Source organism: Bradyrhizobium sp. CIR48, assembly GCF_014198315.1.
Lineage (GTDB): Bacteria > Pseudomonadota > Alphaproteobacteria > Rhizobiales > Xanthobacteraceae > Bradyrhizobium.
The window spans coordinates 563,868-576,978 of sequence record NZ_JACIHG010000002.1 but is presented as its reverse complement, the minus strand read 5'-3'; the positions used below and the strand labels follow the sequence as shown (position 1 = coordinate 576,978).

At 67.3% G+C, this 13,111-nt stretch carries 12 protein-coding genes; all 12 read right to left on the bottom strand.

Going from position 1 to position 13,111, the window contains the following annotated elements:
* Nucleotide 1 precedes the first annotated feature (1 nt).
* Genes GGD66_RS09115 through GGD66_RS09060 form a run of 12 tightly spaced genes read right to left on the bottom strand, consistent with a single transcriptional unit; the run spans nt 2 to nt 13,107 of the window.
* The gene (locus tag GGD66_RS09115) at nt 2-1,576 is read right to left on the bottom strand and encodes an isochorismatase family protein (RefSeq protein WP_183257455.1); all 1,575 of its coding nucleotides are present in this window, start codon (nt 1,574-1,576) and stop codon (nt 2-4) included.
* Between the two features lie 21 nt (nt 1,577-1,597).
* Complete coding sequence (locus GGD66_RS09110; RefSeq protein WP_018318076.1) at nt 1,598-2,446, bottom strand: N-acyl homoserine lactonase family protein; 849 nt, start codon at nt 2,444-2,446, stop codon at nt 1,598-1,600.
* 31 nt (nt 2,447-2,477) lie between these two features.
* Nucleotides 2,478-3,362 carry an amidohydrolase gene (locus GGD66_RS09105; protein ID WP_183257454.1) on the bottom strand — a complete coding sequence of 295 codons (885 nt, stop codon included), beginning with the start codon at nt 3,360-3,362 and terminating at the stop codon, nt 2,478-2,480.
* Nucleotides 3,359-4,480: a VWA domain-containing protein gene (locus GGD66_RS09100; protein WP_183257453.1), complete on the bottom strand. Its 1,122-nt coding sequence runs from the start codon at nt 4,478-4,480 to the stop codon at nt 3,359-3,361. Before GGD66_RS09100 ends, GGD66_RS09105 begins: the two co-directional genes overlap by 4 nt.
* A complete protein-coding gene (locus GGD66_RS09095) occupies nt 4,477-5,358 on the bottom strand; it encodes a MoxR family ATPase (protein ID WP_018318073.1) in 882 nt (293 codons plus the stop codon). The genes GGD66_RS09100 and GGD66_RS09095 overlap by 4 nt, the downstream gene beginning before the upstream one ends.
* Nucleotides 5,359-5,368: 10 nt before the next feature.
* Complete coding sequence (locus GGD66_RS09090; protein WP_018318072.1) at nt 5,369-6,391, bottom strand: xanthine dehydrogenase family protein molybdopterin-binding subunit; 1,023 nt, start codon at nt 6,389-6,391, stop codon at nt 5,369-5,371.
* Between the two features lies 1 nt (nt 6,392).
* Complete coding sequence (locus GGD66_RS09085) at nt 6,393-7,985, bottom strand: xanthine dehydrogenase family protein molybdopterin-binding subunit (RefSeq protein WP_183257452.1); 1,593 nt, start codon at nt 7,983-7,985, stop codon at nt 6,393-6,395.
* A gap of 12 nt (nt 7,986-7,997) precedes the next feature.
* Complete coding sequence (locus tag GGD66_RS09080) at nt 7,998-8,474, bottom strand: (2Fe-2S)-binding protein (RefSeq protein ID WP_028143768.1); 477 nt, start codon at nt 8,472-8,474, stop codon at nt 7,998-8,000.
* A 6-nt stretch (nt 8,475-8,480) separates the two neighbouring features.
* On the bottom strand, nt 8,481-9,299 hold the full coding sequence (locus tag GGD66_RS09075) for a xanthine dehydrogenase family protein subunit M (protein WP_183257451.1): 819 nt from the start codon (nt 9,297-9,299) through the stop codon (nt 8,481-8,483).
* Nucleotides 9,300-9,301: 2 nt separating this feature from the next.
* A complete protein-coding gene (locus GGD66_RS09070) occupies nt 9,302-9,745 on the bottom strand; it encodes an SRPBCC family protein (RefSeq protein WP_092253134.1) in 444 nt (147 codons plus the stop codon).
* A gap of 2 nt (nt 9,746-9,747) precedes the next feature.
* A complete protein-coding gene (locus GGD66_RS09065) occupies nt 9,748-10,185 on the bottom strand; it encodes an SRPBCC family protein (protein WP_018318067.1) in 438 nt (145 codons plus the stop codon).
* A 9-nt stretch (nt 10,186-10,194) separates the two neighbouring features.
* A complete protein-coding gene (locus GGD66_RS09060; protein WP_183257450.1) occupies nt 10,195-13,107 on the bottom strand; it encodes a flotillin family protein in 2,913 nt (970 codons plus the stop codon).
* Between the last annotated feature and the right edge of the window lie 4 nt (nt 13,108-13,111).

The window sequence follows — 13,111 nt, the reverse complement described above, 5'->3', positions numbered from 1 at the left end:
CTCATCCCAACGCCCTGATGACGGCATCTGCCCTCGTGACGATCGCGACGTTGTGCATGGCGAAATTGATCGACGCGTGGTGCCAGTCGGCGTTCATGGTCGAGCAGCAATCTTCGGGGACGATCATGAAGTAGCCCTTGTCCGCCCCGGTGCGGGCGGTGTGCTCGACCGACATGTTGGTCCAGGCGCCGGTGTTGATGATCATGTCGCGCCCGGTCGCCTTGAGGATCGTCTCCAGCCGAGTGCCCTCCCACGCGCTCATCCGCATCTTCTCGACGACGAAATCGCCGGGCCGGGGTTCGAGGCCGGAGACGGGCGCCGCGCCCCAGCTTCCGCGCACCATCGCCTTGCTGTCGACGAGGCCTTCGAACAGCGGTGCGTTCAGCGTCACGCCGGGCGCGCCCGGCTCGACGACGAACCAGACATGAATGATCGCAACGCCCCGTGCCCGCGCGGTCTCCGCGAGACGGCGGACATTCTCGACGACATGCTGCTGCTTCGCATGTCCCGGCGCACCGGAGTCGGCGAAGGCGCCGCCATCCATGATGACGTCGTTCTGCAAATCCTGGATGATCATGGCACAGCGCTGCGGATCAAGCCGCATGTCGCCGTCCGCGAGGATAGGCGCCGCCGGCGAGGCGCTTGCCGCCGCGCCGCCGCTACTTCGCCGGCCGCTCATATAAGGCTCGTGCCGCGGACCGACCTTGGTCGGGATCGCGTAGACCGAATGCGTCGAGGTCAGATACAGCGTGCGGAAATCCGGCCCGCCCCAGGTGAGGTTGGCGACCATCTCGGGCACGCGGACCTTGCCGAGCAGCTCGCCGCGCGGCGAATAGACCCAGACCCCGCCGGGCGCGGTGACCCAGACATTGCCGTGCTGGTCGCACTTCATGCCGTCGGGCAGGCCGGCCTCGAGCTCGGAGCGGATGCCGCTTGCGAACACCCGCGCATTCGACAGCGAGCCGTCGGCATTGACGTCGAAGACGCGGACCAGCGCCTGCACGGTGTCGTTGACATAGAGCAGCTTCTCGTCCGGCGAGAAGCACAGCCCGTTCGGCTGGTCGAACAGATTGCGCTCGACCACGAGCTTCGGTTCGCCGCCGGGCATCAGGCGATAGACGCCCTGGAAGCCGAGCTGGCGCGGCCGCTCGACGCCATAGACCGGCATGCGGCCGTACCAGGGGTCGGAGAAATAGATCGCGCCGGAGGAGTGCACGCAGACGTCGTTCGGGCTGTTCAGCTCCTGGCCCTGGAAGTGCGAAGCCAGCACCTCGCGCCGCCCGTCCGGCCGTTCGCGGATCAGCGACGAGGTCGCGTGCTCGCAGACGATCAGATTGAGCTCGGCATCATAGGTCATGCCGTTGCACTTGTTCGAGGGACGCTTGACCTCGACCACGCCGCGCCGCGCATCCCAGCGCCGGCGCACGTCGCCCGGCATGTCCGAGAACAGCAGATAGTGATCGACCGGATGCCAGATCGGCCCCTCCGTGAAGTCAAAACCGGTGCCGACCTGCGCAACCGGCGCATAGGGGTCGATCAAGGTTTCGAATTCGCTTCGCAAGGTGACGTGCGTCATCGGTCGATCCCCAAGATCATCTCAAGCCGGGAACCAGTTGCGTGCGGGCAGGGACTGCACGATCGGTCCGGGGACCTGATCGTGCAGGCGCCCGACGACGTTGCCGCCTTCGATCTTGGCGGGGCGGTCGTGCACCGGCAGCAGATAGCGCGAATTGCTCAGGAGCTTCTTGATCGAGGCCTTCTCGGCGCGCTTGCTGGTGCCGTGGTTGCCCGTCGTGCGCGGCTCCCAATCGTGGATCTCGTTGAAGGGCGTCACGATCTGGTCGTTGAAATCGTAGATCACGTCGCCGCAGATGGTCGCAATCCCGTCGGCCGTCTCGACGATGACGTTCATCGAGCCCTCCGTATGCGCATTGGCGGCGTCGCAATAGACGCCGGGCATCAGCTCGATCGGACCGGTGATCTCGAGGTCGAGGAAGCGCAGCGCGCTCTTGGTGTGCAGCCGGTCGATCAGGTGCTTGATGTCGGGCGCCGGATACTGCGGATGCATCAGGCCGGAGACGGAATATTCGAGCTCCTTGCGGTTGAGCACGACGGTCGTGTTCATCGGAAACAGATCGTCCTTGCCGGCATGGTCGATGTGCAGATGGGTGTGGCAGACGAAGCGGACGTCGCCCATGCGCACGCCGTGGCGCGCGAGCTGGTTCTCGATCATGTTCTCGTGGTACTGCAGGCCGCGCATGCCCAGCGTCTCCATGATCTGGTTGGAGCGGTAGCCGGTGTCGACCACGACCGGATATTTCCCCCCGAGGATCAGGAAACCGAGGGTGAGGACGCGGCGGGTGCGGCCGCAGTCGCGGCCGAGAACCAGAAAGCTCGATTCCAGTTCGATATCGCCATAGTCCAGGATCTTGATCTCCAGCGCCATTCGTTGCCCTCCCTCATCTGTTTCTTGTCTGTCAAAGCCGGTAGACGCGCGTCGCCGTCGTCCTGAAGATGGCGTCCTGCTGCTCCGCGCTGAACGGCGCTGCGGCCGTGCGAAAGGCGCCGACGAGCTCGCGATAGCTGGTCCACAATTTCTCGATCGGGAAATTGGAGCCGAACAGGCAACGCTCGGCGCCGAAGATCGCGACGGTATCCGCGAGTACGGCAGCGATGTGTGCGGGATCGTTGCGATGGATGAAAGTGCCAAGCCCGGAGAGCTTTGAGACCACGTTCGGGCAGGCCGCGAGCCGGGCAATGCCGCCGCGCCAGGCGGCGCGGCCTGCCGGCGAGAGATCCTCCAGCATGCCGGCATGCTGAAGGATGAAGGTCACGTCGGGGCAGGCCTCGGCCAGCGCTGCGGCGTCCGGCATCTGCGGGGTGAACACCTGCAGGTCGAAGCTCCAGCCATAATCGGCGAGACGCGCGACGTTGCGGCGGATCATCGGATCGGCGCAGAGATCCGCCCGGGCCGCAAAGCGGTACAGCGGGTTCTCGTGCCAGTGCAGCTGCATGCGCACGCCGCGCACCAGCTTGTAGCGCTTCAGGCGGTCGAGCTGCGGACGCACGTCGTCCACGGCGAAATTGGCATAGGCTACGATCGCGTGCGGCCAGCCGTGTTCGTCCGCAGTCTGCTGCACCCACGCGGCCTCGTCCTCGAAGCGGTCGTTGGCCCAGTTGGTCTGCACATAGACCGAGCGCGTGACGCCGGTACCCTTGAGGTCGTCGAGATATTCCTGGATCGGGTAGTCGCGCCGGATCGGCTCGTAAGGTCCGAAGATGCGCGGCTGCATGGGGCCGGTCAGCCAGGGCAGGTCGGCCTGCCGCCAGATGTGATGATGGCCGTCGACAATATCGGTCACGCCGCTCTCCTTCGTCCCAACGCCAGAATATGCGCGACGATCGACGCGCTCGAACCGCCATCCACGAGGTCATCGACGAAGCGCTCGATGGCGACGAGCGCTTCGGTCTGCGGGCGGAAGCCGGGGCTTGTCGCCAGCGGCGTCAGCCAGCTCAAGCGCCAGGCCCGCCGCGACAATTTCGCGACGGCGTCGCGAAGTGCATCGGTCTCGCCACGCTCGAGTCCATCGGAGACGATGACCACGGCGGCGCCGCGCGCATAGCCGCCGAAGCGGGGCACGGCGAGGAAGGCCTGGAGCGCGTCGCCGATGCGGGTGCCGCCGTCCCAGTCGCTGACCAGGTGCGCGGCGGCGTTCATGGCCTGCTCGCGGCGCTTCAGCCGCAACGGGCGGGTGATGCGGGTCAGCCGCGTGCCGAAGGTGAAGACCTCGACACCAGGCGCGGCCTGCACCAGTGCATGCGCGAGCTTCATGTTCTCCTCGGTGCGGCTCTTCATCGAGCCGGAGACGTCGATCAGCAGCAGCATCTTGCGCGGACGCTGGCGCCGCTTCATGTGACGGAGCCGCAGGATCTCGCCGTCGCTGCGGACAGAGTCGCGTAAAGTGCGGCGGAGATCGGCAAACGATCCGCGACGTGCGCGCATGCGGCGATGGCCGCGCCGTCGCGGCAGGCGGCGCGGTGCCTCGCGCGCCAGGCGGCGTAGGGCGTCGGCGGTTGAGGTCATCCGAAAGTGGCGCTCGACCAGCGCCTCGCTTCGGCTCGCGGCGAGGCCTGACTCGTTCGCCTCGTCGGAGAGCAGGGGCGCCTCGTCGCCGCGGCCCTCCTCCTGGAGGCGGACTGTCTCGTCATCCTCGCCCTCATCGTCTCGTGCGATGGCCTCGCTGCCGCGGAAGTGGAGATCGAACAGCCGGTCGAAGGTCGCGCGCCGTTCGGGCGGCGGAGCCAGCGTTGCGAGGGCGGCTTGCCTGATGTGCTCGATGTCGCGCGGGCCGAGCAGCTCGATCGCGGCGAGGAATGTCGTGGTCTGCTCCGGCGCCACCGCAAAGCCGTTCGCGCGCAGCAGCGGGACGAACGCGACGAAGATGCGCGCGGCGCGCGGAAGCTGCGGCTCGGGGTTCATGCGGTCGCCTCCGCGAGCATGGCATCGAGCCGCGGCGAGATGAAATGCAGATCCTCTTCGTCCTTCAGCGCCACGCCGATCGAGCGCTTGAACGCGTCCGGCCAGCGCGCGCCGCCCTTGTGCAGGAGCGTCGCGGCCTCGGCCCAATCGACGGCCTCGGCAATGCCGGGCGCCTTGCTCAGGGGCTCGCGCCGCAACTTCTCCACGGCTGCGACGACGGCGCGGGCGGTGGCCTCGGCGACGCTGGAGGCGCGCATCATGATGATCCGCGCCTCGCGCTCGGCGGTCGGATAGTCGATCCAGTGGTAGACGCAGCGCCGGCGCAGAGCCTCATGCAGATCGCGCGTCCGGTTCGAGGTCAGCACGACCACAGGGCGTTCGGCCGCGCGCACCGTGCCGCGCTCGGGAATCGAGATCTGGAAGTCGGACAGGAATTCGAGCAGGAAGGCCTCGAACTCCTGATCGGCGCGGTCGATTTCGTCGATCAGCAGCACGGTGGAATCGGGCGCGCGGAGCGCGGCCAGCATTGGCCGCTCGATCAGGAAGGTCTCGCCATAGATGTCGATGCTCTCGTCGCCGGCCTGGCGGATCGCCAGCATCTGGCGCGGATAATTCCACTCATAGAGTGCGGCGGAGGCGTCGATGCCCTCGTAGCATTGCAGGCGGATCAGGCGCCGGCCGAGCACGGCCGCGATCGCCTTGGCGGCCTCGGTCTTGCCGACGCCGGGCGCGCCCTCCAACAGCAGGGGCTTGCCGAGCGCGAGGCCGAGATAGGCTGATGTCGCAAGGCCTTCGTCGGCAAGGTAATAGGCCGCCCGAAGCGCTCTCTCCAGCGCCTCCGGACTGTCGATGCCGACGATGTTGCTGCGAACCGCCACGACCGATCCTCTAGCGCCGCGCCTGCGGCCGCGCGCCGCCCTGGGCCTTGATTGCGCGCAACACCTTTTCGGGCGTGATCGGCAGGTCGTCGATGCGTACGCCGACGGCGTTGAAGATCGCATTCGCGACGGCCGGCAGCACCGGATTGGCGCACATCTCGCCGGGGCCCTTGGCGCCGAACGGACCGTCGGGAGCGGGCCGTTCCAGCACGGCGATATCGTGCGGGCAGATGTCGCCGGGGCCGGGCATCAGGTATTCGACGAAGTCGCGCGGGCCGTGAACGGGATCGGGATAATAGGGCTCCGGGGTTTCGTAGAGCGCGTGGCTGACGCCCATCCAGGCGCCGCCGACCAGCTGCTGCTCGACCAGACGGGGGTTCAGCGCGCGACCGAGCTCATAGGCGGAATCCATGCGCACCATCGCGACATCGCCGGTCTCGTCGTCGACCTCGACTTCCGCGACGAGACAGGCATGGGCGTAGCATGTGGCCGGCGACATCTCGCCGGTCTCCGGATCGACGTTGGAGAGCGGGACGAGAAAGATGCCGCGGCCCGAAATGGTCTTGCCCTGCTTGAACTGCGCGGCAATCGCGACATCCTTGGTCGAGATCGAGCGATGCGGCGCGCCCTTGACGTGGATATTGCCGCGGCCGTCGGTTTCGAGATCGGCGGCATTGACCTCGAGCTCCTCGGCTGCCGCCTCCATCATCACCCCGCGGGCCTCTCGCGCCGCGGCCATCACGGCGTTGCCGACCCGGTGGGTGCCGCGCGAGGCGAACGAGCCCATGCAATGCGGGCCGGTATCGGAATCCGCCGTGTCGACATAGACGTCCTCGACCGGCACGCCCAGCGTCTCGGCGCAGATCTGCCGCGTCACCGACTTCATGCCCTGGCCGAGGTCGATCGACGACAGCGCCACCGTGAACTTGCCGCTGGGATTGGAGTGAACCAGGGCCTGGCTTGGATCGCCGCCAAGGTTCATGCCGATGGGATAGTTGATCGACGCCATGCCGCGTCCGCGATGCCTGGTCATGTCAGCGTCTCCTGGTGCCGAACACGGATGAGAACCGTGTTGCGCCATGCGATGGCGCGGCCGGGCGCGGTGGGGGAGGCGGCGGTGCCGGCGGGGGCGGATCGCGCGGCGGCTCCCGTGTCGCGGTCACCGGCGCGCGGTCATAGCTCGTGCGCTGCTGTGCAGGCGCAGCCGGACGCACACGCGACTCCGTTGGCGTCGGCGGGATCGCGGCGCGGCTGCCGCCGCCGTCCTTGCGCGAGGAGGCACGCTTGAACTCGTCGCGGATCGGCCATTTGGCCTTTTCGGCAGCGACCTGAACGCATTCGATCAGCGCGGTGTTCTTGGCCTCGCGCCGGTGCGCCTTCATGTCGCCGTCGCGATAGGCGTTGAGGATGCGAAACTCCATCGGGTCCATGCCGACGAGGTTCGCGAGCTTGTCCATCTGGCATTCGATCGCAAAGTCCATCGCGGTGACGCCGAAGCCGCGCATCGCGGTCGCGGGCGTGCGATTGGTGAAGACGCAATAGACGTCGCCATAGACGTTCGGGATGGTGTAGGGGCCCGGCAGATGCGCGGCGCATTTCACGGCGGCGTAGCTCGACAGCCGCGTATAGGCGCCGCTGTCGAAAAACGCGCGGATCTTGCGCGCGACGATGCGGCCGTCGCGCATGACGCCGTCCTTGATGTAAATGCGTTCAGCCCCGCGCGGCGGGCCGTACTGCATCTCCTCCTCGCGCCCGAACACGTAGCGGACGGGCCGTCCCGTCAGCATGGCGCCGAGGATGGCGAGCGGCTCGGTCAAGGTGTCGACCTTGCCGCCGAAGCCGCCGCCGACGGTGCCGCCGATGAAGTGGAACGTGTTGGAGGGCACGTCCAAAATCTTGGCGCAGGTATCGACCGAGAAGAACAACGCCTGGGTCGAGGTGTAGACGACGTAGCGGCCATTGGTGTCGGGCGCCGCAATCGCGCCGTTGGTCTCAGTGGGGGCGTGCTCGATCGGCGACATCTGGTAGCGCTGCTCCAGCACGTGGTCGGCGCTCGCGAGCGCCGCGTCAGCATCGCCGAAGCGCAGGCGCTGGTGGTCGTAGACGTCGTGATAGATGAAGGCGTTCTTCGGATAGGTCTCGTTGACCACGGGCGCGCCGGGTTTCAGCGCGTCCTCGACGTCGAACAGAGCCGGGAGTGGCTCGTAGTCGACCTTGACCTTTGCGATGGCCTCGAACGCCTCGCGCTCGCTGTCGGCGACGATGGCGAGGATCGGCTCGCCCTTGTAGCGGACCTTGTCGACCGCCAGCGACGGCTCGTCATCCTTGCCGAAATTGATCAGGCTGAGAAGGGTGTTGAGATTAACCGGCACATCGGTGCCGCGAATGATCCGGCGTACACCGGCCGAACGTTCGGCCTCGGTGGTATCGATGCGGCGGATCCTTGCATGGGCCTGCGTCGAGCGTACGACCTTCAGGTGCAGCATGCCTTGCAGCTTGTGATCGTTGAAGTAGCTCGACGTGCCCGTGACATGGCCGAGCATGTCCTGACGCTGGGTGCCCTTGCCGATTTCTTTTAAGTTATCGTCGCGCTCGTCAGCGAAGATATCTTTGCGCAGTTCCAGCATGGTCGCGTTCCCTTACGCGCTGACCCGGCCGCTCGCGGCGGCAAGGATGGCATTGATGATCGGCTCATAGCCGGTGCAGCGGCAGATGTTGCCGGAGATGGCCTCAATGACCTCGTCGCGGCTCGGCGAGGGATTGCGGTCGAGCAGCGCCTTGGCGGCCATCAGCATGCCCGGGGTGCAATAGCCGCACTGGGCCGCGAAATGGTCGGCGAAGGCGCGCTGCAGCGGGTGCAGGTTCGGGCCCTGCTTCATGCCGTCGAGCGTCTCGATCGAGCGGCCGGCCACCGTCTCCGCCAGCGTCAGGCAGGAGAGATGAAGCTCGCCATCGATCAACACACTGCAAGTGCCGCAGCCGCCCTGGCCGCAGCCGAATTTCGGCGTCATGTCGCCGATCAGCTCACGCAGCGCCACCAGCAGATTGGTGCCGCCGTCGACGAAGATCGCGACATCGCGGCCGTTGTGACGAAACTGCAGGGGGATTTTTGACATGGCGATCTATTCCTGGCCTGACAGCAGGCGCCGCAGATGGACGCCGACGATCTCGCGGCGATACCAGGCGCTGCCGAGCGCGTTGTCGGATGGCGATGTTCCCTCGGTCGCCGCGGATGCGGCGGCCGCGATGGTCGCGGCATCGAGCGAGCGGCCCTCCAGCGCGCGCTCGGCGGCACGGGCGCGGATCTGGGTCGGCGCCATCGATCCCAGCGCGATCCGGGCGCCCGCAATCCGTCCGCCGCTGATCGGCAGATGCGCCGCGAGCGTGACGACCGAGCCGCCCTTCGGCTTGATGCGCGCGATCTTGCGGTAGCGGAACGCGTCGCTGCTCGCCGGCCGGGTGCAGGAGACCGACAGCACCAATGTTCCGGCCTGCCGTTCGCGCGCCTGCAGGAACTCTTCGATCGGGATGTCGCGCGCGCCAAAGCCGCCCGCGACGGCGACGGTCGCGTCGAGCGCCAGCAGCGCCACGGTGAAATCGCCGTAAGGACTCGGCGCGAAAAGATTGCCGCCGACCGTGCCCATGTTGCGCACGGCGGGCCCCCCGATCGAACGGGCGGGCGCGTGCAGGAAGGCAAGGTCCCGTTCGGCAAGGATGCGCGCGAAGGTGACGCCGGCGCCGAGCGTGATGCGCGGCCCCGACGCGTCGACCCGGGTCAGCGCCTGGTCCTGGGCGCGGACCACGGTCGAGATCGCGACATCGCCTTCGTTCAGCGCGCGCATCACCAGCGTGCCGCCGCCGAGATACCGCGCGGTGCGGTCCGAGGACAGCGCCCCCGCCGCCTCGCTGGCGCTTGCAAACGTCTTCACTGTCACGGCCATGACTATGCGGCCTCCCTCAGATGCCGGCGGATTGCCTCGAACCCGGCCTGGTAAATGTCTTCCGCGACCATGTGGGTGATGCGGTCGCGATCTTCCGGCTTGGTGGTGAAGCGGGACTCCCAGTGCCAGAAGGTGCGGTCGCCGTCGGTGACCGGCAGCAGCCGGACATGGGCGACGTAGTTGAACATCGGCACCGGCGTATCGAGCAGGCAATAGCTGAAGGACTGTTCCAGGTCCGACAGCGCCAGCAATTGCTCGCGCAGCTCGGAACCGTCGTTGAGCTTGAACCGTCTGATGCAACCGATCTTGTCGGAAGACTGCGCGCGCTCGATCGAGGACGTCGCGACAACCGGATGCCAGCGATCATGGCCGTTGAAATCGCGCAGCACGGTCCACACCGCATCGGTCGGTGCGTCCAGGATCGTGCTCTTGACGACATGCGGCACGGTCAGCCTCCGAACACGCGCTTGAGCGCATCAAATCCGCCCTGGAACACGCCGCCGCCGATATTGCTGACGAGCTCGGTCTCACGCTCCGGCGCGCAATCGAATTCGGCGGTCCATTCCATGAAGGTCTGGTCGCCGTCGGTGACGGGGGTCAGCCGCAGGGTTGCGACGTAGTTCTCGACGCCCATCGGAGATTCCAGGATCGAATAGGTGCAGAACATGTCGTAGTCGGAGAGGCCGAGCAGCTTCTCGCGGATGCGGTCGCCGTTGCGCAGGCGGAAATCCCTGACGCAACCGATCTTGTCGGCGGGCTCGCCGCCCTCGATGCGGCTTTCGGCGATGGCCGGATGCCAATTCGGCAGGCCGTTGAAATCGCGGACCCGCGCCCAGACGCGGTCGTTGCGGGCATTGACGACAGTGGAGACGTAGACGCGGGCCATGGCGCGACCTCAGCTCTTCTTCCGCGGCCCGCGCTCGGCCGGCGGCTCGCCGCCCTCGGCCGCGGGCGGGGCGGCCGCCGGCTTGTCGCCGCCACCTCCGCCACCACCGCTCTTGCGGGCGGACTCCTTGATCCCCTGCATGTCACGCGCCTCTCGGATCAGGCCCGGCATCTTGGCGAGGCTGCCGCCTTCGACGCCGATGTCGGAAAGGATGGAATCGATCAGCGGTGCCTGGACGCGGTAGCGCAGGGCGGAATCGATCACCTCGTCGGTGGCGCTGCGGCCGCCATTGCCACCATGGCCGTTGCCGTTGAGGCCGTCGACCTGGAGGATGCGGATGCCCTCGATCTTCTCCATCGGCTTGACGCTCTCGCGGACGATGCCCTCGATCCGGTCGAGCAGCTTGCGGCGGAACAGCGAGTAGCGCGCCTGATCGGTCAGCACGTTCTCGGCCTCATTCAGCATCCGCTGCGCTTCCGCCTCGACGGCCGCGCGCACGCGCTCGGCTTCCGCGGCGATCCGGGTCTCCTCGGCCTGTTTCTCGGCGAGCAGCACCTCGACCGTCTTGCGCCGTTTGGCGATCTCGCTCTCGCGCGCGGTGATGACGCGCTCAGTGGCTTCGGTCGCGCGCATCCGCGCTTCCTCGGCGGCGGCGCGAGCCGCGGACTCTTCCAGCGATTTCTGATGGATGGCGATGGCCTTTTCCATCAGCACCGTCTCGACATCCTTTTCGCGGTTGACCTCGAGCTTGCGCAGCTCGCGCTCACGGCCGACGCGGGCTTCGTCGAGGCCGCGGTCGGATGCGATGCGCGCGCGCTCGACCTCCTCGCGGGAGGCGATCTCGGCCTCCTGCAGCGACTGGACGCGGGCGACCTCGAGCTGCTCGATCGCGCGGCGGCGCTCGATGCGGGCGGCTTCCAGCGCCTGCTCGCGCGAGACGTCGGTGGTCTCGACCTCCTTGCGCGCGACGATCTCGGCTTGCCGGACCTGGCGATCGGCATCGATCCGCTCGGACTTCTTGGTCGACAGCGCGATGACGCGGTCCTCGTCGGCGATCTCGATCGCCTTCTTCTGCTCGATGTTGAGAACTTCGCGCTTCTTCGACGAGTTGATGCGCTCGGCCTCCAGCGCCAGGTCGACCGTGATGCGCTGGCGCTCGATGGCGTCGCGCCGCTTGAGCTCGGCCGCCTCCAGCACGCCGGTGCGCTCGATTTCGAGCGAACGGGTGTCGCGCTCGGCCTGGATCCGCTCGGCCGCGACCGCCTTCTCCTGGGCGATGCGGGCCGCCTCGATCGCCTCGCGCGAGGCGATGTCGGCCTCCTCGACGGCGCGGTTGCGGGCGATCTCCAGCGAGCGCACGCGCTCCTCCTGGGCGATCCGGCTGGCCTCCGTGGTCTCGCGCGCGGCGATGCCGGCGACGTCGAGCGCCTGGTTGCGCTCGATTTCCAGCTGCCGCGTGTTCTGCTCGGCGGCAATGCGCTCGGCGGCGAGCGTCCGCTCGCGGGCGATGCGGGCGGCCTCGACCGCGCGCTGGGCCTCGATCTCGGCCTCCTGGATGGTGCGCACCTGCTGGATCTCCAGCGCGCGGGTGCGCTCGTCGGAAGAGATGCGCTCGACATTGACGATCAGCGTCTGGGCGATGCGGGCCTTCTCGGTCGCCTCACGGGCGGCGATCTCGGCCTCGTCGACGGCACGCGTGCGCTCGATCTCGCGGCGCCTGGTTTCCTCCTCGTTGGCGATGCGGGCGTCGGTGACGACGCGGTCCTGCTGGATCCGCGCCTTCTCGATGGCTTCGCGGGCGGCGATCTCGGCTTCCTCGACGGTCCGCATCCGCTCGATCTCGCGCTGACGCACGTCGCGCTCGGATGCGATGCGGGTGGTGTCGATCGAGCGCTGGTTGGCGATCCTGGTCTTCTCGATCTCCTCGCGCGCCAGCAGCTCCTTCTCCTCGATGGTGCGGGTCCGCTCGATCTCCTTCTGGCGGGTTTCGCGCTCCGAGGCGATGCGGGCTTCCGCGATCGCCTGGTCGTTGGCGATGCGGGCGCGCTCGATGGCTTCGCGCGCGGAGATCTGCGCCTGCTCGGCCTCGGTCTCGCGCAGCGCCCGTTCGCGGGCCACTTCCGTGCGCTGAAGCGCACGGCGCATCTCGATGTCGCGTTCCTGTTCCAGGCGCGCGGTCTCGCTCTCGCGCTCGATCTCCAGCGCCTGCCGCTCGGCCTCCAGATTGCGGGCGCGGATCTTGATCATCGAATCCTGCTCGATGTCGTTGCGCAGCTTCCGCTTGGCCTCGATGTCCTGCATCAGCTGGGTCAGGCCTTCGGCGTCGAAGCGGTTCGAGGGGTTGAAGAATTCGAGATCGGTCTGGTCGAGATCGGTGATGGCGACCGATTCCAGCTCGAGGCCGTTCTGGGCGAGGGCCTCTGCCGCGTTGGTCTTGACCCGCACGACATAGTCGCCGCGCCGCTCGTGCATCTCCTCCATGGTCATCTCGGAGGCGACCGAACGGATCGCGGAGATGAACTTGCCGGCCAGCAGCGCATGGAGCTGCCCGGGCTCCATGGTGCGGCGGCCGAGCGTGGCAGCCGCGATCGAGACGGCCTCGCGGGTCGGCTGCACCCGGACATAGAAATCGGCTTCGATGTCGACGCGCATGCGGTCGCGGGTGATCACGGCGTCCTGCCTGGAGCGGACGATGCCCATCGGCAGCACGTTCATGTTGACGGGCGTGTAATCGTGGATGAACGGCAGCACGAACGCGCCGCCATTGATCACCACGCGCTCGCCGAGGAAGCCGGTCCGGACGAACGAGGTCTCCTTGGATGAGCGATGGTAGAGCCAGTTCACAATATAGACGCCGACCACGATCACGACGACCGTGACGATCAGCCAGAGGATCAATTCACCGACCAACATCCCCGACATCTTT